Raw genomic sequence first — 26,192 nt, 5'->3', positions numbered from 1 at the left:
GAAGGATTAGCCGTGCAGGAGGGATTCCGCTCCGTCACAGTAGATTTCCGTACCCGTGATATGATCCGAATCCTCAGAAGCCAGGAACAGCGCCAGCTTAGCCACCTGATCCGGACGCCCCGGCCCCTTCTCCAGCGGCTGCCCGCCATCCGGGAATTCCACTTCAATCTGCACTTCCTTAAGATCATCTGAAGGATAGGTATTATCATCTATATTCGTGGTAATCGCTCCCGGACAGATAGCGTTTACACGAATCTTGTACTGGGCCAGCTCAAGAGCAGCCATTTTCATAAAAGCCACCTGCCCCGCCTTGGTCGTACTATATGCAGAGAAACCGACATTGGAGAATACCCGGTTACCGTTGATCGAGCTGTTGATCAGAATGCTGCCGCCCTTCTCTTTGAGATGGGGGATGGCATACTTGACAGTGGCGAAGGTGCCCCGCAGATTAATCTGAATCGTCTGATCCCAGGACTCGATGTCCATCGTCTCAATCGGTGTCATGGCCCCGTTAATCCCGGCATTGGCGAAGACCACATCCAGCTGTCCCCACTTCTCGATAACCTGTTTCACAGCATGCTCCACCTGCGGCGGATCAGCGATATCGCATTCAAACACTGCAGCTTCCCCGCCCTCCTGCGTGATCTGAGCGGCCACCTTCTCTGCATTCTCCACCGTACGGTCCAGAAGTGCCACCTTGGCTCCGCTTCTGGCGAACTCCAGCACAGATGCCCGGCCGATGCCCGAGCCGCCTCCTGTAACAATCGCTACCTTGCCTTCCAGTTTCTTCGCAGTCATATGTCCAGTCGCCTCCATTTGGTGTTTGATGTTCAAGTTATGTTCTTTCCCTTAACTTTACCTCTCATACCCGGAAGTGAATCGGACCAGGGACACCTGAAAATGACAAAAAGCTCGATCCGCTACCGGATCAACCGGCTGCAGATCAAGCTATAACGCTAAAGACTGATGATCCCTAATCAGCCCAGCATCATCCGGTCGTCAGCCAGCTTATGGCCGCTGATCGCTTCGAATTCGCCAAGCAGACGCTCTACCGTCAGATCCTTTTTGCGCGTCTCATCGAAATCGAGGATGATCGAGCCTTTGTCCATCATGATGAGCCGGTTGCCCAGGCGGATCGCCTGATCCATGTTATGGGTAACCATCAGCGTAGTCAGCTTCATCTCACGGACAATGGATTCCGTAAGGGTGGTGATCAGTTCGGCGCGCGAAGGGTCAAGCGCAGCTGTATGCTCATCCAGCAGCAGAATCTGCGGCTGGGTGAAGGTCGCCATCAGCAGGCTCAACGCCTGCCGCTCGCCTCCTGAGAGCAGCCCCACCTTGGCGCGCAGCCGGTCCTCGAGGCCGATGCCCAGGCGGCTGAGCTGTTCGCGGAACAGCGTACGTCTGTGCGCATTGACACCCAAGGACAGCCCGCGGGGTTTGCCCCGCTTGTAGGCCATGGCCAGGTTCTCCTCAATCGTCATATGCGGCGCTGTCCCGGCCATCGGGTCCTGGAAGACCCGGCCGATCCAGCGTGCGCGCTGGTATTCCGCCAGATGGCTGATCGAGCTGCCTTCAATGCGCGCTTCCCCCAGATCGGGCTTCATCACGCCTGAGATAATATTCATCAGTGTAGATTTGCCGGCACCGTTACTGCCGATAATCGTTACGAAATCGCCCGCGTTCAGTTCAAGATCGATCCCCAGCAGCGCGACCTTCTCATCCGGCGAGCCGGGGTTGAACAGCTTACATACATTGTCAAGCTTCAACATTGGCGGCCCCTCCTCTCTGCTTACTGCGCTGAGCCAGCTCAGCAAGCTCTGCCGTCCGTCTGCGGGCCGTGCTCTTCTGCTTCACATACCGCTGAACCGACGGGAAGACGAGGGCAATAATGACGATAATTGCGGTGATCAGCTTGAGATCGGAAGGCTTGAGCCAAGACACCCGGAGTGCCAGAGCGACAACGATCCGGTACACGATGGAGCCGAGCAGCACAGCCAGTGTCGCCCGGAAGACGTTCTTCGCACCGAAGATCGCTTCCCCGATAATCACCGACGCAAGCCCGATGACAATCATACCGATCCCCATCGACGCATCGGCGAAGGAAGAATACTGGGCGATCAATGCGCCCGAGAGCGCCACCAGCCCGTTCGACAGGCTGATCCCCAGAATCGTTGTTGTATCCGTGTTCACTCCGAAGCTGCGGATCATCCGCGAGTTGTCGCCGGTGGCCCGCAGGGCCAGTCCCAGATCGGTGCGCAGGAACAGATCCATCAGGATTTTGACCAGTACAACGATAAAAGGCATGACCAGCAGCGGATTCATGGAGCTGAACAATGTGTCATCTCCCATCAAGGAGACATTCGGCTTCACCAGAATCCGCAGATTGATCGAATACAAGGCAATCATCATCAGAATCCCGGACAACAGCCCGTTGATTTTCCCTTTGGTATGGAGCAGACCGGTACACATCCCTGCCGCCATTCCCCCGAGCATTGCGCACAAGGTCGCCAGCAGCGGAGAATAACCGCTGCTGATCATCACTGCAGCAATCGCGCCGCCGGTTGTAAAGCTTCCATCCACCGTCAGATCGGGAAAATCCAGAATACGGAAGGTAATATACACCCCAAGTGCCATGAATGCGTAGAGCAGGCCCATTTCCAGAGCCCCGATTAATGAATTATACATTGCTGACTTCCTCCCTCAAGCGGCAAAGGGCGCCCAGCTCGGACGCACCCTGTTTATGAACTCTGTAGGTTATTGAATAATATTATTGCCCGGATCAGCCACTTCAGCCTTCATAGCATCCGTTACTTCAATTCCCTGTGCTGCCGCCGCCTTGAGATTAAGGACCAAGTCCAGCTTCTCCTGCATCGTCACCTTCATATCACCGGGACTTTTTCCGTTCTTAAGCACTTCTACCGCCATTTGGCCGACCTGATAGCCATGATCATAGTACTTGAAGCCTACTGTAGCAAAAGCACCCTTCTCCACCGTATCACGGTCTGCCGAGAAGAACGGAAGCTTGTTGTCGTTGGCCGTCTGGATAATCGCGTCTACGCCGCTGACCACGGAGTTATCGAGTGTAATGTACAGCGCATCCACGCGCCCTACAAGCGATTCCGCAGCCTGCTTCACTTCCGAAGTATTGGTAATCGCCGCCTTCACCAGCTCGATCCCGTGCTTGTCCAGCTCACCCTTTGCGATATCAGCCATAACTACAGCATTGGGCTCCCCTTCATTAATAACCAGACCAAGCTTCTTCACCTTGGGGAACTGCGTCGCAATGAAGTTCATCAGGCGGGTAATCGACTCCGGATTGGTATCCGATGCGCCTGACACATTACCTCCGGGATGCTCCAGATCACTGACAATCTTGGCATCGAGAGGGTCGGTTACCGCAGCGAACAGTATCGGAGTGTCCTTCACATTCTGTACGACAGCCTGAGCCGAAGGTGTAGCGATCCCCAGCACCAGATCGTTCTTGTCGCCGGCAATCTTCTGGGCAATGGACAGGTTGTTGGCCTGATCCGCCTGAGCGTTCTGAAGATCCACCTTCAGATTCTCCCCTTCAACAATCCCCGCATCCTTCAGTGCGGCCAGGAATCCCTCACGGGTAGCGTCCAATGACGGGTGCTCCACATATTGCGAGATGGCAATCTTGTAGGACTTGGCATCGCCGGAGCCTGCATTTGAGGCTGGAGCTTCTGTTGCTGCGGCCGGGGCATTCCCGGTGCCCGCGTCATTCTTCACTGCTGCATTATTGTTCCCGCAACCGGCAGCTACGAGCATCAAGGCCATACTTAGCCCCATCCAAATCTTCTTAGTCTTCATCAGATTACCCCTCTTCTTGTACGGGTTCAGCGCGAGAACCTGGGCTAGCGGTCCAGCATTATCGCTTTCATCTTTAAAAGCATTAAAGCGAAGACCCGCAGCCTGTCCCCATCCGCTCCCCGAATCTATTAAACATATATTATATGTAGGTTGATTTCCCGTCAATCATTTAAGTGAGGTCCATATTTTACAAAATACGCACAATGAGTGTCTCCTCGCTTCAACAATCTGCGGTTTCTCTTGACATTGTTTGCTAAGGCCTGCAGCACATAAAAATAGCGGTCCTGCACAAACTTACCTTAAAGTTTGAAGATGGAGCGTGCCCCATGCCAATAATCAATCTGCGTACCAGTAAAATTTTATTATCCTCCGCCATCCTAGTTACCGCCATTGCCGGAACAACCGCCTGCAGCTACACCAGCAAGGACAGCACTCCCAAGGTTAACTCGCTGACGCCAACCGGAACGTTCGCAGGCAGCTATTATGAGAAGAATTCTTTTACCGACAAAGAAGGAAAGTATTGGATTCCGCTCAAACCGGCTGTCGCCTCTATCGGCTTCCGGATGAAGGATGACACGGCAAGCGGCGGATACACCAAGCTCGGCTATAGTGATGTCATGTATATGCTGCGGCCGGATTCCAGCCAGGTGTTCTCATTGGGCCAGAAAATCACCCTTCCCGATGTCCCCGTCCGCCGCGAAGGTCAAATCTATATCACCCCCACCGCCTTGTCCAAGCTGCTGCAGACTGAGGTCGGCTGGAATCCCGTTACTGGCGAGATCAATATCGCGACTCCTTCCGACAGGGAGAATACAGAGGACTCCGCCAAGGTGGAGGCTGCGAAGCCGCTGCGGATTCAGAGTGTATCGAATGTGGACACGGGCGAGCTGATTTCTTATGCCAAAAAATTTCTCGGTGTACCTTATGATTTCGGTGCCGGACCGTATGAAGAGACCAAGCGCTTCGACTGCTCGTCCTTTACACGCCATGTCTTTCAGAAATTCGGGGTGGATCTGCCCCGGCTGGCCAAAGATCAGGACAATATCGGCAGACGGGTATCGCGCAGCTCGCTGGAGCCCGGCGACCTGGTCTTCTTCACCGTACCCGGACGTTTCGAGAGCGACGCGGTTCCCGGTCATGTCGGTATCTACATCGGCGGCGGGAATTTCATTCACACCTGGGGCGACCCCGGCGTGCAGATCAGTGAGCTGGACAGCGGATACTGGAGCAACGTAATTCTGCACATGCAGCGCGTGCTCTAGAACAGGACACAATAAATGCAAGGCAGCTTGCCCGGGCTCGCTCACTTAGCGACCGGTCCGCTTCCTTGCATTTTTTTTGCTGCAAATAAATGCTATTCCAAAGGTTACTCCCGGCTCTTCATGGAGGCATTCTCCGTTCGCTTCGACAATCACCCGCTATCCCTCTGCATCCCTGCCCGCACGAACCCTTTGAACCGGCTGCCCTGGTATGACAGTTCACCCCGGTCCCCCTCTACAATCATGGCATATGCCCTCGGCTTCACTTCAAGCTCTCTGCGGCTGCCATTATGGAATTCAAAGGTCACATAATAACTCGTATGCGTCCCCATATGCCCTCTTCCGCCCCAAACCTCTGTCCGTTTGGCAACAGCCGTAACTACCCTTGATTGCAGAGGGCTGGTCTGGTTCGTCATCCAGGTCTTGAGCCCTCTCCAAATCGTGTAAGTAACAAAGCCCGCGATCAGCAGCAGAATGAGCTTTAACAAGAATGGCCCCTCCGTGAAAAATCCGCTCTGGCTGCTGGCAACTGCCGGGTACAAACCGTTAAATACGCCTGCATTATGCAAATTAACCGCTCCTTCCGAACATTTTTTCACAAAAAGTTCAATTTACTAGAGAATACGCAGCGTAGCAGCTCCGGTTTCGTTATTCCGCAGTCGCAGGCCTTGAAATAATAGCGTATTATATTTGGTCCTGCTAAGATCCTATGATATGCTTTAACTGCGATGTACAAAAAAAAGGGGGGGTTCTCATGAGGAGAGATTGGACGCGTCTGACGCTGCTGGATCTGCTGAAGGCTGTGTTCCTTCCGGTGCTGCTGCTGATTTTTCTGATCATGGCCCTCCAGATGCTGCATGAACAAGAGCCTGAGATGCATTCTGTAAGGCCGGACCGCTATGAGCATAAGCTGGCCCAGCCAGTGCGCGTACATCATACGCAGATTTATGACACCCAGGCCGTCCGGCTTGCTCCCCGTGAGAACCCGCTAACGCTGGAGTCCGGACCTCCCGGGCTGCTGCTCTGTGTATCTCTGCTCCCCTTCATTTACATTCTGCTGAAGCGGCTGTTGCTGATTCCGCTGAAATATAATTCACATTTCGTAGGAGTACGGCTGTACGCTGAATGAAGCTGCAAGCGCCGTAATCCGCAACACAAATTCCGGTTTCCTGCTGAAAGGAGGAAATCTTATGAAGGTCAGATATAGAAACGCTGCACCCTTACGTTATTCCAAGACCTTGCGTCTGCTGTCCACTGTAGGCGGAGGATTACTTGCAGCCGTGGGTCTGGAGCTATTCCTGATGCCGCATAAGCTGCTTCCGGGCGGCATTGCCGGATTATCCGCCCTGCTGTCCCATGTGACAGAAATGCGGCTTGGATTATTCCTGTTCCTGTTTAACCTTCCGTTTATTCTGATGTCGCGCAGGCAGATTAATCTCCGCTTTGCCTTGTATACGATGCTCGGCCTGATCTGTCTGACGGCAGGGTCTCTGGCCTTGCACCATTTCCCGGCGGCAATCAGCGAGCCGCTGCCCGCGGCTATTGCCGGGGGACTATGTCTCGGGTTCGGCCTGGGCATCTCTGTACGCTTCGGTGGGCTGACCGCAGGAAGCGAGAAGCAGAGCGTACGGCTGCTGAATGGAGGGCCGCCCAAATCGGCTGAGATGCCGATCATGCTGTTCAACATGCTCATCCTGCTCTACGGCGGATCATTATTCGGCTGGGATCAGGCGATGTACAGTATCATTGCGTATCTGCTTGCCTTTGAAGCTCTGCGGTTCTCCTTAAGGGACCTCTCGCTCACGCAGGCGGTGTTCATTACCAGCAGCAAATGCGAGGAGATCCGCCGCAAGCTCCAGCAGACACTGGACCGCGAAGTGAAGCTCGTAAGGTCCACTGGACCGGAGGGTGAGCCAGGTACGGTATTCTGCCTGGCAAGCAGGCTGGAGGAAGAACAGCTCGCCTCTATCGTGCATGACTGTGATCAGAACAGTAAGATTGTGATCAATGCCGCGCGGAACAACCGCATCTCAGCGCTTTTCCGCAATAAGCCGCCGGGCTAAGCCGGATAGCCTTCAAGGATGGCGAAGAACAAGTAAGAAGCGTTCCCGTATGTTACTTACGGGAACGCTTTTTAGATTACAAAACTATCGGAGCTTCCTGAATCCCGCTATTTGTCAGCGGAACATCCCCCATAAGCGGATTAAGTGAAACGTATTGTTCGGATCAATCTTTTGGGCAATGACGAATTTCACAATTTGCTCTTCCTGTGCGTTCGTCAGCTTCTCATGCATCACCGACGAGGCATTACGCACCAGCTTGCGCACGACTGCTGTATCCTGCAGCTCCTGTTTGGAGATGCCGGTAATCATATTCTTGACGCGTTCCTTGACCGCCGGATTCTTCATTTTCAGCTTGATGCGATCCACCAGCTGCGGACTGATTCCATATTGCTGATAACCCAAGTACAGCACCTCCTGTCATATCCAATCATTCACAGTATATGAGGGCAGGTGCCCGGATGTGCCTGTTCAGTCAATTAAATCCCCCTGGAAAATTTGTTCCTGCTGCAAATACCCGCGCAGCGGCGCAACATCCGCAGAGGTCCAGAATGAAGCCTCCCGCAGCAGCTCAGCGGCATCATCGCGCGCCAGCTCCAGCGTCTCGAAGTCAGCGGTCATATCCGCCAGCCGGAATTCCGGCAGGCCGCTCTGCTTCGTCCCGAAGAAATCCCCCGGTCCCCGCAGCTCCAAATCCCGCCGTGATACCTCGAATCCGTCATCCGTATCTGTCATCGCGGTCATCCGTTCACGCCCGATCTCCGACTTCGGATCAGCCATCAGCACACAGTAGGAAGCATGCTCCCCTCTGCCGACCCGGCCGCGCAGCTGATGCAGCTGAGACAGCCCGAAGCGGTCAGCATCCATGATGATCATCAGCGTAGCATTCGGGACATCGACACCGACCTCTACGACCGTTGTAGACACCAGAAGCTGCAGTTCGTTACTGTAGAAGTTCCGCATTACTTCATCCTTCTCAGACGGCGTCATTCTCCCGTGAAGCAAGCCCACCTTATAATCCGGAAAAGCCTGCGACATCTGCACATGCAGATCAATCGCATTCTGCACATCCAGCTTCTCCGACTCCTCAATCAGCGGACAGATCAGGTAAGCTTGCCGCCCCTGCCCGATCTCGCGGCTGATCAGGTTCATCACCCGCTCCATCAGATCCGGCTTCACCCAGTAGGTGGTAATCGGCACACGCCCCTTCGGCCGTTCGGACAGCGTAGACACATCCATATCGCCAAAGACGGTGATCGCCAGCGTCCGCGGAATCGGAGTAGCGGTCATCGTCAGCACATCCGGGTTGTACCCCTTGCGCCGCAGAACACTGCGCTGGTTCACCCCGAAGCGGTGCTGCTCATCCGTAACCACAAGCCCCAGGCTGCGGAAGAAGACATCCTCCTGAATCAGCGCATGGGTTCCGACAACCACATCCAGCATACCCATCTGTAGAGAGGCCAGCAGGTCTTTCCGTTTGCGGCCGGATACGCTCCCGGTCAGCAAGCCCACGGTGATGCCAAACGGTTCAAACATTCTCGTGAGCGAGCGCATATGCTGCTCTGCCAGGATTTCAGTCGGGACCATCAGTGCACCCTGAAATCCGGATCTTACAGTCGCGTAGAGCGCTATGGCCGCGAGTACAGTTTTGCCGGAGCCCACATCGCCTTGAAGCAGCCGGTTCATGCAATACCCTGAACGCATATCCTGCAGAATCTCCAGCTCCACATGCTTCTGGGCATCGGTCAGCTCAAACGGCAGGCTGCGCACGAATTGCCTTACTGTTGCATTGTCCACCGTATGAACTACACCATCCATCCGGCCACGGTTCAGCACGCGGAAGGCTTGTACCTTGAGCTGGAACAGAAACAGCTCCTCATACACCATCCGGCGCCTTCCCTGCTGGCCCTCGCGCGTATCCTCCGGCTGATGGATCGTGGCAATGGCCCGCTTGCGTGACATGAAGTCATATTTGCGCATAATGCTGTGCGGCAGAATCTCCGGGATCAGGTCCCCGTACTGCTGTAGAGCCTGGCCGATAATTCTGCGAATCCAGGACTGTGTAATTTTGCCCCCGACGGAGTATACCGGTTGCAGTGTTCCTGTCTTGCCTTCGCCCCTGTCCGGGAATTCATAGTTGGTCACCGTAATCTGATTGCGCTTCTGGTCCCACTTCCCCGTCAGCACCACTTCACGGCCGACCGTCAGTTGTTCACGCGCATAATGCTGGTTGAACCACGTAGCAGTGAACATCCACGGCTCCGCCACCATCTTGCAGCTCATGCGGGACTTGCCTCCGAAGCGCTGGAGTACCGGAATACCGATGACCTTGGCTACCACGGTTGCCTTATCGCCGTGCTTGACCTCACTAAGAGATTTCGGACGGAAATCCTCATACCGGAAAGGGTAATACTCCAGCAAGTCCTTCACTGTAAAGACGCCAAAGGCGTGAAGCTCACTTTGCTTTTGAGCGCTCACGCCAGTTATTTGTTTCACTTGAATTGAATCCAAAGTAAGCACCATGTTCATCCCCTATACTTAGGCGGGCCAGATGAATACGGCTAAGGTTCCGTTCCCGACATGGCTGCCCACGACAGGGCCGACATTAGTCAGAACCTTCTCTTTCAAGGTGAAATGTCCGGCTAATTCCCGCAGGAACTCTTCGCCGGAAGCCGGTTCAGCTGTATGACCCACGGCCACATGTATTGTATTCACACCCGGCAGATCTGCCTTGAACAGCTCGATCATGCGGGCGACTGCCTTCTTGCGTCCCCTGACCTTCTCTACCGCATAGATAATGCCTTCCGCATCAATGGACAGGATCGGCTTGATATTGAGCAGCGTACCCAGGATTGCCGATGCCTTGCCGATTCTGCCGCCCTTTTGCAGATATTCCAGGGTATCCACGAGAAAATACAGCTTGCGGGATTGGCGCAGACTCTCCACCTTCGCCAGAATCTCCGCAGGAGCATGCCCCTGCTCCGCCAGCCGGGCGGCTTCCACGACCATGAACCCGAAGCCGTAGGAGGCGGAGAGGCTATCTACCACGGTGATAGCTTCTCCCTCCTCTTCCAGCATGGATTTGGCCATGACAGCAGACTGGTAGGTGCCGCTTAAGCCGGAGGAGATGTGGAAGGACAGGATTGAGCTGCCCGGATGCTGCTCCTGTATACGGCGGTACACATTCATATATTCTACAGGAGAAGGCTGCGAAGTGGTCGGCAATTGCGGCGAGCGGGGAAGACGCTCGTAGAACTGTTCCGGAGTCATATCCACATTATCCCGGAATGCCTCTTCGCCGAACATCAGCGTCAGCGGAACGACTTCAATGCCGTACTGCTCCGCCAGAGCAGGCGGGATATCGGAGGTGCTGTCGGTAACGATTACGGTACGATTCATAATGTTCCTCCCCATGCTATGATTTGGCTGCGCCACTCATCTAAGAGATTCTACGGCTCAACTGAGAAAAGATAATAGTACAGCGGCTGGCCGCCTTCATGAATCTCTACCTCAACCTGCGGGTACGTCTCTTCCAGCCAGCTGCCGAGGGCATCCGTAATATCCGCCTCAGTGTCTGCACCGGTCAGCACAGTAACGATCTCGTCACCATTCACCAGCATGCTTGACAGCAGCTGCTTGCTGACCGTAAGCAAATCATCGGCAGCTGCAACAATCTTGGAGCTCTCGATGCCGATATACTGACCGGATTTGATCTCCAGATTCTCCATCACGGTATCCCGTACAGCATTGGTAATCTGTCCGGATTTGACCTGGGCAATCGCCTCCAGCATATTGCTGGTGTTGGTATCAACCGCATCCTCTTCCTGGAAGGCAAAGGCAGCCGAGATCCCCTGGGGGATACTCTTGCTTGGAATCACTGTAATCTCACGTTCGCCCTCCAGCAGCTCCTTGGCCTGCTGCGCAGCCAGGACGATATTGGAGTTATTCGGCAGAATGTAGATATGCTTGGCCGAAATGGAAGAGATCGCATTCACGAAATCCTCTGTGCTGGGATTCATCGTCTGGCCGCCGGCCAGGATCGCATCCACACCCAGACTGCGGAAGATATCCGAGATTCCGTCTCCTGAGGAGACCGCAATGAAGCCGTACGGCGCCAGATCATCTGCAGGAGGAACCGCCGGCGCCGGCACGCTGGCCTTCTCTTCCGGGATATCGGCGAAGACATCCGGCATCGGTGCGATGTCCATGCCGGCAGTCAACAGATCGCGGTGCTGCTCACGCATGTTAAGGATGTGAATCTGGGTAATCTCCCCGTGGACGAGCGCCAGGTTAAGCACCTCTCCGGGAGTCTTGGAATGCACATGCACCTTGATTGTCTCATCATCCGAGATGACGATGATTGAATCCCCGTTAACTGATAACGCTTTCCGAAAAGCTTCCTCATCAAAATCCGTTTTCACGGATGCGCCAAGCTGACGGTTAATGAAAAATTCCATATCATATAAAAATTCAATGTCTTCCGTATGGAGCTGTGATTGCGCGGAAGATTGTACGGAGGACAACGCATGCTCAGGTTTGGATAGCACAGGCGCCGGCACAGCTACAGGGGCCGCAGCTTGTCCTTGCACAGGAGTCTGTGCAGGTGCTGAGACTGCTCCGCTGGTCAGATGCTGGTGGAAGCCTTCATAGATATAGACCAGACCCTGGCCACCCGAATCCACCACGCCCACTTGCTTCAGCACAGGCAGCAGCTCAGGTGTATGCGCCAAGGCTTCCTTGGCTTTGGCCAGGACTTCGGTCATCAGCTCGATAATATCCGTTGTGCGGCGTGCATAATACACTGCATGTCTTGCAGCTTCCTTGGCAACCGTAAGAATGGTGCCTTCAACCGGCTTCACCACTGCCTTATAGGCGGTATCTACCCCGGTCTGCAGTGCTGCAGCGAACTGCTGTGTGTTAAGCTCATCATATTGGGCCGCATAACGTCCAAGACCTCTGAACAGCTGTGACAAAATAACGCCGGAGTTCCCCCGCGCGCCCATCAATAGTCCCTTCGACAGCACTCCTGCACATTGACCGACAGAGGCTGTGTTGTTTCTCTTCAATTCGTTCGCGCCTGCGGTCATAGTCAGATTCATGTTCGTGCCCGTATCGCCATCCGGCACCGGAAACACATTCAATGAATTGACATGCTCGGCATGCTGCTGCAGCATTTCCGCACCGGCTAGTACCATTGCGGTAAAATCTGTCCCGTTTATAGAACGCTTACTCAATGAGAATTCCCCTTCCTAACTTCATGCCTAATCAATTCGATGATCAACTGGACATAATGCACTAATTTATATTGTACTATAAGAGTCTGCAGAAATAAATGTTTTTGAATCGGTTGACGAAGCAATTTTTGCTGTGATATGATATTCAAGTATTGTTTTACGCAGGTGTAAGTAACAAGGAGGTGTAATCTATGTCCCGCACATGTACAGTAACAGGCAAGAAACCGGGCAGCGGTAACCACGTGTCTCACGCTAACAACCGCAACCGTCGCTCTTGGGGAGTTAACGTTCAAAAGGTTCGTATCTTGGTGAACGGCAAACCGAAACGCGTGTACGTCAGCACCCGTGCTTTGAAATCCGGTAAAGTTGAACGCGTCTAGTTTCCGATCATTACCGGGCCTGGCGATATCTCATACCAAGTAGAAACGGACATGCCGTTCTTACACAGACGGTATCCGTTTCAGCGAGAATAGAAGAGATATTATATTTGTAGCAAAAAGCACCCTTTACATTCGTAAGGTGCTTTTTTTCATATTTACTTGTCTTCTTTAACCTAACTCTTCTGAAACGTGTTCAAAATCGCTTTAACAAAACCTCCCAAAAATCTTGGCAGCTTGAACGTATAAAATTTCATAATTAACCCTCCCATCAATTCATGCCGTGCAGTAGGAGACTATCCTGTCTAGATGAAAAATATACCATCGATTGCAGACCTCCGCAAAAAAGGCTACATGAGATTTCTGCTCATGTAACCATATTTATGCGACCACAACTTGGCCTATACCTTCCGTATGCGAATGCAGCAGATTGAGGGTCAATTCGTTCAATAGTAAATGGGCGTCATTACCTATTGCCGGACAGCGTTGTCCGCCGCCTCTCGAATGGCCTTGATCGCTCCTGCACGGTCGCTGCGGCCGAACACTGCATTACCTGCCACAAGCACATCCGCCCCTGCTTCAGCAACAAGCGGTGCCGTAGCTTCGGCTACTCCGCCGTCTACCTCGATAAGCAGACCCTTGTGATGGATCTCTTCAGCCCACTCCCGGAGCTGCGTAATCTTATGCAGTGTGCGCGGAATGAAGGCCTGCCCGCCGAAGCCCGGATTGACGGTCATCACAAGCACCATATCCACATCCTCCAGGACCTCACGCACCGCAGCAGCCGGCGTAGCCGGATTAATGGCCACCCCTGCCATCAGGCCGAGCTCCTTGATCTGATGGATTACACGATGCAGATGCACGCAGGCTTCGGCGTGTACCGTAATCACAGAAGCGCCCGCTGCCGCAAAATCAGCGATATAGCGTTCCGGGTTCTCAATCATTAAATGTACATCCAGAGGTAAAGAAGTATGGGATCTCACCGCGGACACAATCGCGGGACCCAGCGTAATATTCGGCACAAAATGTCCGTCCATCACATCTACATGAATCCAGTCCGCACCGCTGGCTTCCGCTTCGGCCACCTCTGCGCCCAGCGCTGCGAAATCTGCTGACAATATGGAAGGAGCAATTTTTACCATAAGTTTAGTACCTCCGCTTTTTATCTTTCATTTCATTAAAGAACAGCTTGTAATGCTCGTAACGGCTATCTGCAATATCCCCGGACTTCCAGGCTTCTATCACCTTGCAGCCCGGTTCATGCAGATGGCTGCAGCCGCGGAATTTGCAGTTCTCCGCATAAGAGGCGAACTCCCGGAAGCACACGGACAGCTCATCCACTCCCAGCTCCAGGAAATCCAGCTGGCTGAAGCCCGGAGTGTCGGCCACAAATCCTCCATTACCTATATCCATCAGCTCTACATGGCGTGTGGTGTGCCGTCCGCGCCCGAGACGGAGGCTGATCTCTCCTGTCTCCAGCGCCAGGCCCGGTACAAGGCGGTTGAGCAGTGTGGACTTCCCTACGCCCGACTGCCCCGAGAAGACGCTGATGATACCGGCCAGACGCTGACGCAGCTCATCCGCACCTGATCCGTTCAGCGAGCTTGTGACCATGACCTCGTAACCAATCTGCTCATATAGAGCTTTGACAGCTTCCGTAGCCTGTCCTTCATCGTCGGCCAGATCCTGCTTCGTGAGCACAATCAGCGTCTCCAGGCCGGAATGCTCGATATGAACCAGGAACTTGTCCAGCAGATTAAGATTCATATCCGGCTCCCGCACGGAGAACAGCAGCACCGCGAGCTTCACGTTAGCCACCTGCGGGCGGATCAGCTCCGATTCACGGGGAAGCAGCTCATCTACCATGCCCTCCCCGTTCTCGGTCAGCACATAGATTACCCGGTCACCGACCAGCGGCGCAATTCCTTTCTTCTTCAGAATGCCGCGCCCCCGGCACTGTACCGCCTCTTCCTCAGTTACAATCTGTTCATCCTTGAGCGGCTTAACATAGTAATATCCGCTTAACGCTTTGATTATGATTCCTTCAGGCATACATGCTGAGCCTTCCTCTCCTGATATTTACGCAAATGACCCAAGTGTGTAGAACCCCGGGTCATTTCGCTGCTTCAGCCCTGCCCGTATTCCCGGCAGCCCGGCTGAAGCTTATCTCTGTTCTATTATTTATGGCCTTTATCTTTGCCAGGCTTGTTGTCAGAGCCCTTACCGTTAGCTTTTCCCTTACTGTTGCCCTTGTTGAGGGCGGAAGCCAGCTCATTGTTATTCTGTCCGTTACCCGGAACATAACCCGTCTGGTCCGTCTCGCCCGTCACCTCTCCTTCTCCAGTGTCCGGCGGAATAATCGCCGGCTCTGCTGTCGGCTCGGGAGCCGGAGTCTCAGTAGGCTGAACAGGCTCGGTAGGAGCAACTGTCGGTGCAGGCGTCTGTGTCTCCACCGGAGGCGGTTCAGGCTGCTGCACCGTGTTATTCTTGACATCGACATAAGTGATCGGATAAGTCTCCAGGAACTCCCCGTCCCGGTATACAGATACCATGCCGTCTTTATTAGGGGCAAGCAGCATGTTCACGGATAGGGTCTGGCTTTTGCCAATCGTGCGCGTGCCCCACTCCTGGTTCTCGCCTCCGTTGCGCGCATCGGCAAACACAATACGGATCTTGCTCTTCTTGCCTTCCGCAGCCGGTGCTACCGGCACATTGAACGTAAATTCCAGAGCTTCCGGAGGATATCCTGTGCTGATATAGATCGTGATCTTCTCACCTGGAGGAACCAGATCCCCCGGCTCATAGGCCCATTGCTTCGTTACCTTGCCCTTCTCGTGGATGAAGCTTGGCTCTTCCTTGACCGCGTCCAGCACTAGACCTACACTCTCCAGCGCAGCCTTGGCTTCCTTCTCCGTCTTCCCGATGAGATCCGGCATTTGGGTGCTTTCTTTACCTTTGCTCACGATTAGCTTGATAGTTACCGTATCAGGATCATATTCAGTGTCTGCGGCAGGCTCAGAGCTAATGACCTTACCCTTGGCAAATTCCTCACTGAAGCGTTCATCAGGAGTGATTCTGCTCTGGGCTATGCCAAGCGCGATTAACTCCTTGACGGCATCGTCATAACTCAGGTTAGAGACATCCTTAAGCTTGGGAAGAACCTTGGCGGCACTTACCGTCAGAATAATATGAGTTCCTTCTTTGACCATCGTATTGGTCTTGTTCTGCTTCCAGACAATATTCTCTTCGAAATTAGGATTATACTCAACCAGCGCGGGCTCCTCGGCAAACAGCCCGACAGCCTCAAGCTCAGCCTTGGCCTCCTGGAAGGTCTTACCCGTCACCGCAGGCACCGAGACTTCATCGACCGACAGCTTGGAATTGACATACCATACAATTCCGGTCATGGCGATTAACACGACCAGCGTAAGGCTGATCCACAGCGCTGCACGGCTCTTGCGCTTCACAGCAGCAGGCGGCGGAGCTTCCTCCATACTGCGGATTCGCTCCTCTCCGCCGCCACGGCTGCTAAGCCCGCGCTGCAGCGGCTTGATCGCCGGAATGATGCGTGTTCTGTCCTCATCATCATCGTCCTGGAACAGCATCTTGGCTTCGCTGCGCCGTTCAGGCAGCAGACAGGTCTCCAGATCCTGCAGCATTTGCTTGGCCGACTGGTAGCGCTCCTCTGGGTTCTTGCGCATCGACTTCAGGATTACATTCTCCACGCTTTGCGGAATTAGCGGATTCAGCAGTCGCGGCTCCTCGAATTCCTCCTGCAGATGCTTCAGCGCCACGCTGATCGGACTCTCCCCTAAGAAAGGCAATACACCCGTAAGCATCTGATACAGTACGATGCCCAGGGAGTAGAGGTCCGACTTCTCGCCTGTAGTTACGCCCTTGGCATGCTCCGGCGAGAAATAATGCACGGAACCGACCACAGACCCCGTCTGGGTAATCGTAGTGGACGTAACCGCCCGGGCGATCCCGAAGTCGGTAACCTTAACCCGCCCGTTACGTCCAATCAGAATATTATGAGGCTTAATATCGCGGTGAATAATCTGGTTCATATGCGCATGGTCCAGCGCATCACAAATCTGCGAGGCAATCCGCACGGATTCATCCACCTGCATCGGTGCCCGCTCTTTGATAATCTCATTCAGGTTCTTGCCTTCAATATATTCCATAACGATATAATGGACTTCATCTTCCTGGCCGACATCGTATATGCTGACTACGTTGGGATGAGATAATGATGCAGCTGATTGCGCCTCCCGCCGGAACCGGCGGATGAATTCCTCATCATGCACAAATTGATTGCGCAGTACTTTGATAGCAACATTCCGGTTAAGCAGAATATCATGGGCTCTATAGACAAGCGCCATGCCTCCTCCGCCGATCCGTTCGATGACTTGGTAACGGCCGCCCAATTCGTGACCGATCATCTTTCCCACTCCTTTGTCTCGGGCACTGCGGCCTCTCCTTGGTGTTCCAGCATAGCAACGCTTATATTATCGCTGCCGCCCGCAAGCAATGCCAGTTGAAGTAATCGCTCTGCTCTTTCTTCCAGAGATATTTCATTGATTCCGGCTACCTTGCCCAGATGCTCCAGACTGACATAATTGCTGAGTCCATCACTGCACAGCAGCAGGAGCTCACCAATTGCAAGCGTAACATATGCCAGATCCGCGGATACCACTGTATCCGTCCCCAGCGCCCTGGTAAGCACATTGCGGCGCGGATGATTATCCAGCTCCTCCAGACTGATCTGGCCGTTCCTGAACAGCTCATTCACCAGCGTATGGTCCTCGGTTAGCTGCCTGGCTTCACCGTCCCGGATCAGATAAGCCCTGCTGTCTCCGATATGGCCGATATAGCCTGCCGACCCTTTCAGCAGTGCAGCAACGATGGTGGTCCCCATATTATGGAGCTTCTCATCGCTCTGAGCTTCTCTGTGAACTGTGTTATTGGCTTCCATGATGGCGGTAGTCAGCGCTTCCTTCAGCTCTGCCTCCGGGAGATCAGGCTCCAGCTGATCCAGAATACCCCTGACCGTCTCAAGTGCAAGCCTGCTCGCGGTATCGCCAGCCAGATGCCCCCCCATCCCGTCGGCAATAATGCCGAGGGTATAACCGTGGCGCGTAGCGCCGATCCAGACTGAATCCTCATTGACGGTACGTACCCGGCCAATGTCGCTGGCTTGAACTGTTCTGATCAAATATCCTCACCCCAACTCCATATGTTTGGCGCGCAGCTGTCCGCATGCGGCCGCAATATCATGGCCCTGCTCACGGCGGATGGTAACATTCACGCCATGATCGGCCAGTATACGCTGAAATTCAAAGATATCATTGCGGGAAGTCCGGACATACTTGCGCTCAGGCACATGATTGACCGGAATCAGATTCACATGGCAGAGCATGGTCTTGAGCACACCCGCCAGCTCCTCTGCATGCTCCTTCTGATCATTCACGCCGCCGATCAAGGCATACTCGAAGCTGATCCGGCGGCCTGTCTTAGCCTGATAGTAGCGCAGGGACTCGATTACATCGTCGAACGGATAACGGCGGTTCACCGGCATCAGCTTGGAACGGAGCGTATCGTTAGGAGCGTGAATCGAGATCGCCAGATTAATCTGTGTATCTTCATCCGCGAATTTGTAGATGTTCGGCACAATTCCGCTGGTGGATACGGTGATATGGCGCTGGCCAATATTCAGGCCCTTCTCATGGATCATCAGACGCAGGAATCTCATGGTTGCATCATAGTTCTCGAAGGGTTCGCCTGTACCCATAATGACAATGCTGCTTACACGTTCGCCGCGAGCATCAAGGATCTGCTGGGAACGGACAACCTGGGCAACGATCTCCCCTGCAGTCAGGTCCCGCTTGAGACCGCCAAGGGTAGAGGCACAGAAGGTACAGCCGATCCGGCAGCCTACCTGGGTGGTCACACACACGCTGTTGCCGTAATTATGCTTCATAATGACTGTCTCAATCGCATGATCATCATGCAGACCGAACAGGAATTTCACGGTGCCGTCCTTGGACTCCAGCTTCGTAATCTCGGTGAGTGCCGAAATACTGAACTGATCTACCAGCTTGGCTCTGAGTGCCTTGGAGAGGTTGCTCATGGATTCGAAATCATTGACCCGCTTCACATACAGCCAGTCAAAGATCTGCCCGCCGCGAAAAGCCGGCTCTCCATTGTCCTTGGCCCATTGCTGCAACTCTTCTAAAGAAAAATCATATATTAAAGGTTTCATTGTATTTTTGCACCTGTGCTTTCATAAATTATATGCGTATTGTTTCTCATTCTTCCTATTTTAACACAAAACTCAGAACCGGTAAAAGAAAAGCCCGCCGCGCGGAGGAATCTGCGGGCGGGAAGCTGTAGTCCTGAAGCACAATCACTATATTACAAGAGTCGCTCCAGCCGGGCAATATAGAAGCCGTCGCTGCCATAATGATGCGGGAGCAGCTGCATGCCGTCACCGGCAGCAAGCGCGGTTCCCTCCAGCCGCTCCCAGACGGCTGACTTGAAGCTGACCTGCGCGAAGCCGGGATTGCGCTCCAGGAAAGCAGCGACAACCCGGCTGTTCTCCGCCTGCTCAGTAGTACAAGTGCTGTAGACCAGCACGCCTCCCGGCTTCAGCAGCCCGGAGACCGATTGCAGCAGCTCAAGCTGCAATGCAGCTACGCTTGCAATATCTTCCGGCTGCTTGCGCCATTTCAAGTCAGGCTTGCGGCGGATGACCCCAAGCCCCGAGCAAGGAGCGTCCAGCAGAATCCGGTCATAGGATTCCGGCTGGAGGGCTGCACCCAGTTCCAGGGCATCCCCGCTTGCGGTGGTAATGCATTCCAGGCCGAGGCGTGCTGCCTGCTCGGCAATCAGCCCCGCTTTATGCTCATGCAGGTCATTGGCCAATATGGAGCCTTCGTCCTTCATCAGCTCGCCCATATGGGCGCTTTTGCCGCCGGGGGCAGCGCAGCAGTCCAGCACCTTCATTCCGGCTTCGGGAGCGACAACCTCGGCTACCAGCATAGAGCTCTCATCCTGAACGGACAGATAGCCGTCCCGGTACCAGGAGGTCAGCGCCAGATTGCCGCCGCCTCTGATGACCAGCCCGGCAGGACTCACCTTCGATTCTGCGGCATCCAGACCGGCTTCAAGCAGTTCTGCCAGCATGGCCTCCCGGCTAATCATCGTTGTATTGACACGGACACTGACTGCGGGCGGCTCATTATTCGCCGCACACATGGCTTCTGCCGTATCCGGGCCGTATTCCGCCGACCAGCGCTGCACCATCCACAGGGGATGGGAGTGCAGGATGGAGATCCGCTCTTCCCGGCTCAGCCCCTCAGGCAAGACCGGCAGCTCTCCCGCCCGCAGCACACTGCGCAGCACGCCATTGACCATACCCGAGATGCCCTGATGGCCGCGTCGCTTGGAGATATTCACAGCCTCGTTAACGGCTGCATGCGAAGGAACCCGGTCCAAATACATGATCTGGTACAGGCTTAACCGCAGCAGACTCCGTACCCAGGGCTCCAGCTTGGCCATCCCTTTGCTGACGAAGCTGCTGAGGACATAATCGAGGGTAATCATCCGTGAGAGGGTTCCGTACACCAGCTCTGTAGCAAGTCCCGTATCCTCCCGGCTGAGGTCCGCTTTCTGGAGGCTGCTTCCCAGCAGCAGGTTGCTGTAAGCACCCTGTTGCTCTACGCGCACCAGAATATCAAGAGCAACCTCACGCGCAGAAGCTGGCGCAGCAGGCTTGCCGCCCGGCCGATTCCGGCCCGCTCCGCCGGTTCTGTCGGAGGCAGGCTTTGTGCCGGAAGCCGCAGGCTGATTGCCGGAAGTACGCGGACGCGGTCCGCCGCCTCCCTTACCGCCCGCGCTCAACCGAGCACCGTGCCGGGTGCGAGGGTTGCACCACGGCTGAAGTCGGCTGCACTCATGGCTTTTTTGCCGGCAGGCTGGACGCTTGTAAGCCGAAGCGTCCCGTCACCGGTCTTCACCTCAACGCCGCGTTCGCTCACGGACAGCACGGTGCCCGGAGCCGCGCTACCGCCCGGCTGTTCCTCCGCCTGCGGCTTCACCGCTGCCCATGCCTTGAAGGTCTCGCCGTTCCACAGGGTGAACGCACCCGAGAACGGCACCAGGCCGCGAATCTGGTTGTATAGCTCCAGCGAGCCCCGGCTCCAGTCGATCCGTTCATCTTCCCGGTTTAGATTCGGCGCATAGGTTGCTTCACTGTCATCCTGCACGGCAGCTTCTACACGGCCGGCAGCCAGTCGCGGCATCTCTGCCTTGAGGAGCTCCCGTCCGGCCACGCTTAGCTTCTCGAACAGCGTTCCTGAAGTGTCGTCATCCTCTATCGCTACCTCCACCCGCGAGATCATATCTCCGGTGTCCAATCCTTCCGCCATATACATCAGCGTCACACCGGTCACCTTCTCGCCGTTCATGATACAGCGCTGTATCGGAGCACCGCCCCGGTACTTGGGCAGCAGGGAGCCATGAACATTCACACAACCGTTCGCCGGCAGCTCCAGAACACTCTTCGGAAGAATCTGTCCATAAGCGGCGGTAACAATCAGATCCGGCTCATAGGCAGCCAGCTCAGCCACCGATTCAGGGCGGCGCAGCCGTTCGGGCTGAAGGACAGGCAGGCCCAGCTCCAGTGCAGCCGCCTTCACCGGGGATGGGACCAGCGTCTTCTTGCGGCCTTGCGGCCGGTCCGGCTGAGTCACCACAGCCACTACCTCATAGCCCTCTTCCAGCAGCATCCGCAGGGAGGGGACTGCAAAGGCCGGTGTTCCCATGAACACTATTCTCATTTCATTCACTCCTCAGTTTCACTGCGTTCTGCTGTGTATTCATAGACCTTCTCAGCAATGTCTGTGAACAGCACGCCATTCAGGTGGTCGATCTCATGCTGAAAAGCCCGGGCCAGCAGGCCGCTTCCGGTAATGGTCACTTCCTCGCCCTCGCGGTTCAGGCCGCGTACAGTTACTGTCTCCGCACGGCGGACATCCCCGTTCAGGCCGGGAATACTCAGGCAGCCTTCGGGTCCGAACTGCTCCCCGTCCATACTGAGAATCTCGGGATTGATCAGCTTGATCAATCCATGCTCCTCATCGGCATCGATTACAATCAGCCGTTTCAGAATTCCTACCTGCGGGGCTGCGAGACCTACGCCTTCCGCGTCATACATCGTATCTGCCATATCATCGAGCAGTTTTTGTACATTGGGGGTAACGGTGGTTACCGTCTTCGCTTTTTTGTGCAATACTTCATCCGGTTCTTTCACAATCAGCCTGATTGCCATTTACACTAACACCATCCTTGTTCAAATATAAGAATGTATAGGTTTCACGCTATACATTATCCTTCTATTTCTCGCCGAAACGGCAGGGCAAAACCGCCTTACCATTGTAACATGCCCGAGAATTACATCAACATCTGCGGATCGACATCGATGCTGATCTGCAGCCCCTTATCGCGGACAGAATCCTCCAGCTCCTCCGCCACCTGGCGGGCCAGCGCAATGGCGTCAATCGCACCGCGCCATTTGATAATACACTGGAACCGGTAACGCCCCTTCAGCCGGGGCAGCGGCGAGGCCACCGGTCCCAGCAGATCCAGCGCATCCGAGGAGAGCTTGTCCAGACTGCCGTACCAGCGCAGCTGTCTGGCTTTGCCCTGAATGCTGAGCGCATAATTCTCCGCAAGCTTCAGCAGCAGCGGAAGCTGCTCATGCGACAGGGTGACCAGAATCAGACGGCAATAGGGCGGGTAATGCAGCTCTTTGCGGTGCTTCAGCTCATCCCGGACGAATGAACGGTAATCATGCCCGCTGGCATGGATAATCGAATAATGCTCCGGTGTATACGACTGGACCACCACCTCGCCGGGGAGCTGATGCCGGCCCGCGCGGCCGGCAACCTGCGTCAAGAGCTGAAAGGTCTTCTCCGCCGCCCGGAAATCAGGCAGATTGAGTGCAGAATCCGCAGTAATGACCCCAACCAGCGTTACATCGGGGAAGTCAAGTCCTTTGGCGACCATCTGTGTGCCCAGCAGCACATCGGCCTTCTTGTCCCTGAACTGGTTCAGGAGCTTCTCATGCGAGCCTTTCTCCGTGGTCGTGTCCACATCCATACGTATAACCCGGATACCGGGGAACAGCTTGCCCAGCTCTTCTTCTACCCGTTGCGTCCCTGTCCCGAAGAAGCGGATATGCTCACTGCCGCATTCCGGGCATACCTTGGGTGCAGGTTCTGCATGCCCGCAGTAATGGCAGCGCAGATTGTCGCTTCGGCTGTGATAGGTCAGCGAGATATCGCATTCCGGGCAGCCGGCAACGTAGCCGCAGCTCCGGCACATGACGAAGGTCGAGAAGCCTCTGCGGTTGAGCAGCAGCACTGTCTGTTCGCCGCGCTCCAGCCTGCTCACCAGAGCGGCATGCAGACTGCGGCTGAACATGGAGCGGTTACCTTCCTTCAGCTCCTCACGCATGTCAACGACAGCCACCTTCGGCAGCTCGTTGCCCAGTGCACGGCTCGGCATCTCCAGCAGAATCGGCGAGAAGTGGATGTCACTCTGCGATCTGGCGGCATGATAGCTCTCCAGTGAAGGTGTTGCAGAACCCAGAATTACCACGGCCCCGCCCTGCTCTGCCCTGCGGACAGCCACATCACGGGCATGATATTTCGGGTTCTCCTCCTGCTTATAAGAGCCTTCATGCTCTTCATCCATGATAATCAGGCCCAGATTGGCGAACGGGGCGAACACGGCTGAGCGTGCTCCGACCGCAACCATCGCCTTACCTTCGCGGATCTTGCGCCACTCGTCATAACGTTCGCCGACAGACAGGCGGCTGTGCATCACCGCCACCCCGCTGCCGAACCGGCCCTTGAACCGTTCCACCATCTGCGGTGTCAGCGCAATCTCAGGCACCAGCACCACTGCCTGCCGACCCTGCTCGATACAGCGCTGGATCGTCTGGAGATAGATTTCCGTCTTCCCGCTGCCGGTCACCCCGTGCAGCAGGAAGACTTCATGCGTCTGCTGCTCGACAGTACCCACAATCCGCTCATAGACCCTCTCCTGCTCCGCTGTCAGCGGAAGCGGTGTGCTTGGCTTGAAGTCCCGTCCCCGGTAGGGGTCACGGTAGACTTCGATTTCGCTGATCTCTATATACCCTTTGTCCGCAAGCGTCTTGAGCGTGCCCGCAGTGACCTGAAGGATCGCCAGAATATCCTTAAGCGGCATCGGCAGCATGGCTTCCATATCAATCAGGTAGGAGAGCACTTCCTTCTGGCGCGCTGAACGCGCGGGGAAGCTGGAGAGCGACTCCCGGGCTGCTGACAAGCCAATAGCCAGGTCAACGGCCTTGAGCTTCTTTTTGCCCATCTTATCCTTGATCGACTGGCTCTCTGCCAGGACTCCGCGCCGCACCATGAACTTGATCGTCTCCGCAGCCTCGGGGAAGGTACGGGTCAGCAGCTTCATGGATACTTCGCTGTGACGCCTAACGAAGTCAATGATCTGCTGTTCTTCGTTGTCCGCCTCAAGAAAGAGCGGAAACAGCTCATCTGCGGGGGCGCTGGACGCTTCCTCTGTATCTCCAAGCGAGATCAAACGCTCCGCTTTGCCCTTCAGGGCAGTCGGAAGCATCGCCTGCAGTGCGGAGATCCGTCTGCAGGCGTATCTTTGGCTCATCCAGTCGGCCAGCTCAACCAGCTCCGGCGATAGGGGAGGAAGCAGATCCAGTACTTCTACAATCGGCTTCATCCGGGAGACACTGCCGGTCTCCCCTGATTCCAGGGACACTACGAACCCCTGGACCGTACGGGGGCCGAACGGAACAGCGACTCTGCTGCCCACTTCAATCCACAGCTTCAGAGCATCCGGGATAATATAGTCAAACGGCCGGTCGGTGCTGCGTACAGGAACATCGACAATGACCTTGGCAATATCCATTATAATAAGGCTCCGGCAACACGCTCAGCCGCCAGCCGCAGAATCCGGCGCGCCACCTCATCCTTGGAAGCCAGCGGAAGATCAAGCACCAGGCCTTCGGCATCATACACTTTGACGATGTTGGTATCCGTGCCGAATCCCGCACCCTCCATGGCCACATCATTGGCTACAATCAGATCGAGGTTCTTGCGGACCAGCTTGTCCTTGGCATAGACCTCAGCATTTCCGGTCTCGGCAGCAAAGCCGATCAGGAACTGCTTGTCCTTGATTCTGCCCAGGCTCTCCAGAATATCAGTCGTCTTCACCAGCTCAAGCGTCATGGTGCTGCCGCTCTTCTTAATCTTCGAGTCACTGCTCTCGCGTGGACGGTAATCCGCAACCGCCGCTGCTTTCACAAGAATATCGCAATGACTCCAGCGGGCCATGACTGCATCGTGCATCTCCTGTGCTGACTGGACGCGGACCAGATCGATACCGGCATCACGGGGCGGCGCCTCATCGGTACGTGCGGCAATTAGCGTCACCGCAGCACCCATGGCGCGCGCGGCGCGCGCGAGGGCGAAGCCCATTTTACCCGAGGAATCATTGGAGATATAACGGACAGGATCAATACGTTCTACCGTGCCTCCTGCGGTAATCACCACTTTTTTACCGGCAAGCGGTCCGGAGGTCTTCTCCTTCTGCAATACAAAAAAGTTCTCAACCACCTTCACGATCTCTTCCGGCTCCTCCAGCCGTCCCTTGCCCACATACCCGCAGGCCAGCAGCCCTTCACCGGGCTCAATAAACTGAACACCTCGGTTATAGAGGGTATCCATATTGCTGAGGACCGCCGGATGCTGATACATATGGACATTCATCGCCGGAGCTACCATAATAGGCGCTGTTGTAGCAAGCAGCGTGGTGGACAGCATGTCGTCTGCCAGCCCGTGGGCCATTTTGGCGATAATGTTGGCCGTAGCCGGCGCAATCAGGACCAGGTCGGCAGCATCAGCCAGATCAATATGTGAAATCGAAGACGGGTCCCGCTCCTGGAACGTATCACTGTACACCCGCTGCTTCGACAATGACTGGAGCGTCAGCTCCGTAATGAACTGCTTGGCCGATGACGTCATAATGACATGCACCTCGGCGCCCTTCTGGGTAAGCTTGCTGGTCAGCGCCGCGGCCTTATACGCAGCAATCCCGCCGGTAATTCCGAGTATAATCGACTTCCCTTGTAAGCTCTTCAATCTGATCTCCCTCCGTTCCTCAATCTGCACCCATTCTATATCCAGCTATGAAAAGAAGAAATGAAAATCTTCATATTTACGGCTTCGTTATGTCATATTTACGCTAAAAGAAGCCTGCGCTTCAAATTTTCTTTATATATAGAGAAAAAAATAACAACCTTCCGGTTGTCAGGAACAGCCCGGTACGGGCCATTATCACTTCATTGTGCAG

Annotated in this window: 24 protein-coding genes; 4 read left to right on the top strand and 20 right to left on the bottom strand. The window is 54.9% G+C overall.

Features of this window, described 5'->3' with window-relative positions; translation table 11 throughout:
• Positions 1-6: 6 nt before the first annotated feature.
• The 4 genes from MKY12_RS12095 to MKY12_RS12080 form a co-directional block, all read right to left on the bottom strand.
• A complete protein-coding gene (locus tag MKY12_RS12095) occupies positions 7-798 on the bottom strand; it encodes an SDR family NAD(P)-dependent oxidoreductase (RefSeq protein WP_076074436.1) in 792 nt (263 codons plus the stop codon).
• A gap of 179 nt (positions 799-977) precedes the next feature.
• Entirely contained in the window at positions 978-1,772 is a 795-nt protein-coding gene (locus tag MKY12_RS12090) for an ABC transporter ATP-binding protein (RefSeq protein ID WP_076074433.1), read from the bottom strand.
• Complete coding sequence (locus tag MKY12_RS12085) at positions 1,759-2,688, bottom strand: ABC transporter permease (RefSeq protein ID WP_036729369.1); 930 nt, start codon at positions 2,686-2,688, stop codon at positions 1,759-1,761. Before MKY12_RS12085 ends, MKY12_RS12090 begins: the two co-directional genes overlap by 14 nt.
• 69 nt (positions 2,689-2,757) lie before the next feature.
• Positions 2,758-3,834, bottom strand: coding sequence for an ABC transporter substrate-binding protein (locus MKY12_RS12080; protein WP_339256065.1), 1,077 nt, complete (start codon positions 3,832-3,834; stop codon positions 2,758-2,760).
• Positions 3,835-4,160: 326 nt separating this feature from the next.
• On the opposite strand from MKY12_RS12080, the gene MKY12_RS12075 reads away from it, so the two are divergent.
• Positions 4,161-5,096, top strand: a complete 936-nt coding sequence (locus MKY12_RS12075; RefSeq protein ID WP_339256063.1) for an NlpC/P60 family protein — start codon at positions 4,161-4,163, stop codon at positions 5,094-5,096.
• A gap of 149 nt (positions 5,097-5,245) precedes the next feature.
• On the opposite strand, the gene MKY12_RS12070 is transcribed toward MKY12_RS12075, so the two are convergent.
• Positions 5,246-5,581 (bottom strand): DUF2500 domain-containing protein, encoded by a 336-nt coding sequence (locus MKY12_RS12070; RefSeq protein ID WP_339256061.1) that lies wholly within the window; start codon positions 5,579-5,581, stop codon positions 5,246-5,248.
• 266 nt (positions 5,582-5,847) lie between these two features.
• On the opposite strand from MKY12_RS12070, the gene MKY12_RS12065 reads away from it, so the two are divergent.
• Both MKY12_RS12065 and MKY12_RS12060 read left to right on the top strand, forming a co-directional pair.
• Positions 5,848-6,222 carry a hypothetical protein gene (locus MKY12_RS12065; protein WP_036729375.1) on the top strand — a complete coding sequence of 125 codons (375 nt, stop codon included), beginning with the start codon at positions 5,848-5,850 and terminating at the stop codon, positions 6,220-6,222.
• A gap of 61 nt (positions 6,223-6,283) precedes the next feature.
• Entirely contained in the window at positions 6,284-7,156 is an 873-nt protein-coding gene (locus MKY12_RS12060; RefSeq protein ID WP_339256058.1) for a YitT family protein, read from the top strand.
• A gap of 114 nt (positions 7,157-7,270) precedes the next feature.
• Here the strand turns inward: MKY12_RS12060 and MKY12_RS12055 are convergent, their stop codons facing one another.
• From MKY12_RS12055 to MKY12_RS12040, 4 genes are all read right to left on the bottom strand, one after another.
• Complete coding sequence (locus MKY12_RS12055; protein ID WP_036729378.1) at positions 7,271-7,558, bottom strand: stage VI sporulation protein F; 288 nt, start codon at positions 7,556-7,558, stop codon at positions 7,271-7,273.
• Positions 7,559-7,624: 66 nt separating this feature from the next.
• Positions 7,625-9,676 (bottom strand): ATP-dependent DNA helicase RecG, encoded by a 2,052-nt coding sequence (gene recG, locus MKY12_RS12050; protein WP_339313937.1) that lies wholly within the window; start codon positions 9,674-9,676, stop codon positions 7,625-7,627.
• 15 nt (positions 9,677-9,691) lie between these two features.
• A complete protein-coding gene (locus MKY12_RS12045) occupies positions 9,692-10,552 on the bottom strand; it encodes a DegV family protein (RefSeq protein ID WP_036729383.1) in 861 nt (286 codons plus the stop codon).
• Between the two features lie 50 nt (positions 10,553-10,602).
• A complete protein-coding gene (locus tag MKY12_RS12040) occupies positions 10,603-12,387 on the bottom strand; it encodes a DAK2 domain-containing protein (protein ID WP_339313936.1) in 1,785 nt (594 codons plus the stop codon).
• Between the two features lie 191 nt (positions 12,388-12,578).
• Between MKY12_RS12040 and rpmB the strand changes: the two genes are divergently transcribed.
• Complete coding sequence (gene rpmB, locus MKY12_RS12035) at positions 12,579-12,767, top strand: 50S ribosomal protein L28 (protein WP_076074411.1); 189 nt, start codon at positions 12,579-12,581, stop codon at positions 12,765-12,767.
• Positions 12,768-12,940: 173 nt separating this feature from the next.
• Here the strand turns inward: rpmB and spoVM are convergent, their stop codons facing one another.
• The 11 genes from spoVM to coaBC all read right to left on the bottom strand — a co-directional run bounded on the left by spoVM (position 12,941) and on the right by coaBC (position 25,981).
• Entirely contained in the window at positions 12,941-13,021 is an 81-nt protein-coding gene (spoVM, locus tag MKY12_RS12030) for a stage V sporulation protein SpoVM (RefSeq protein ID WP_020431362.1), read from the bottom strand.
• Positions 13,022-13,234: 213 nt separating this feature from the next.
• Positions 13,235-13,906, bottom strand: coding sequence for a ribulose-phosphate 3-epimerase (gene rpe, locus MKY12_RS12025; protein WP_339256048.1), 672 nt, complete (start codon positions 13,904-13,906; stop codon positions 13,235-13,237).
• A 4-nt stretch (positions 13,907-13,910) separates the two neighbouring features.
• Complete coding sequence (rsgA, locus tag MKY12_RS12020) at positions 13,911-14,816, bottom strand: ribosome small subunit-dependent GTPase A (RefSeq protein ID WP_036729391.1); 906 nt, start codon at positions 14,814-14,816, stop codon at positions 13,911-13,913.
• Between the two features lie 125 nt (positions 14,817-14,941).
• Positions 14,942-17,206 (bottom strand): Stk1 family PASTA domain-containing Ser/Thr kinase, encoded by a 2,265-nt coding sequence (gene pknB / locus MKY12_RS12015; protein WP_339256046.1) that lies wholly within the window; start codon positions 17,204-17,206, stop codon positions 14,942-14,944.
• Complete coding sequence (locus MKY12_RS12010) at positions 17,203-17,979, bottom strand: Stp1/IreP family PP2C-type Ser/Thr phosphatase (RefSeq protein WP_036729396.1); 777 nt, start codon at positions 17,977-17,979, stop codon at positions 17,203-17,205. Before MKY12_RS12010 ends, pknB begins: the two co-directional genes overlap by 4 nt.
• A gap of 6 nt (positions 17,980-17,985) precedes the next feature.
• The gene (gene rlmN / locus MKY12_RS12005; RefSeq protein ID WP_036729399.1) at positions 17,986-19,026 is read right to left on the bottom strand and encodes a 23S rRNA (adenine(2503)-C(2))-methyltransferase RlmN; all 1,041 of its coding nucleotides are present in this window, start codon (positions 19,024-19,026) and stop codon (positions 17,986-17,988) included.
• Positions 19,027-19,178: 152 nt separating this feature from the next.
• Positions 19,179-20,666 (bottom strand): 16S rRNA (cytosine(967)-C(5))-methyltransferase RsmB, encoded by a 1,488-nt coding sequence (gene rsmB / locus MKY12_RS12000; protein WP_339256043.1) that lies wholly within the window; start codon positions 20,664-20,666, stop codon positions 19,179-19,181.
• Positions 20,663-21,604 (bottom strand): methionyl-tRNA formyltransferase, encoded by a 942-nt coding sequence (gene fmt / locus MKY12_RS11995; protein WP_339256041.1) that lies wholly within the window; start codon positions 21,602-21,604, stop codon positions 20,663-20,665. Before fmt ends, rsmB begins: the two co-directional genes overlap by 4 nt.
• A gap of 5 nt (positions 21,605-21,609) precedes the next feature.
• Positions 21,610-22,095: a peptide deformylase gene (gene def, locus MKY12_RS11990; protein ID WP_036694508.1), complete on the bottom strand. Its 486-nt coding sequence runs from the start codon at positions 22,093-22,095 to the stop codon at positions 21,610-21,612.
• A gap of 122 nt (positions 22,096-22,217) precedes the next feature.
• Positions 22,218-24,749, bottom strand: a complete 2,532-nt coding sequence (gene priA, locus MKY12_RS11985; protein ID WP_036729405.1) for a primosomal protein N' — start codon at positions 24,747-24,749, stop codon at positions 22,218-22,220.
• Positions 24,749-25,981, bottom strand: a complete 1,233-nt coding sequence (gene coaBC, locus MKY12_RS11980) for a bifunctional phosphopantothenoylcysteine decarboxylase/phosphopantothenate--cysteine ligase CoaBC (protein ID WP_339256037.1) — start codon at positions 25,979-25,981, stop codon at positions 24,749-24,751. Before coaBC ends, priA begins: the two co-directional genes overlap by 1 nt.
• Positions 25,982-26,192: the final 211 nt, after the last annotated feature.

This window comes from Paenibacillus sp. FSL M7-0896 (assembly GCF_037975415.1).
Lineage (GTDB): Bacteria > Bacillota > Bacilli > Paenibacillales > Paenibacillaceae > Paenibacillus_AQ > Paenibacillus_AQ silagei.
The sequence above is the reverse complement of the archived record's forward strand: the minus strand, read 5'-3'. Positions and strand labels throughout refer to the sequence as shown.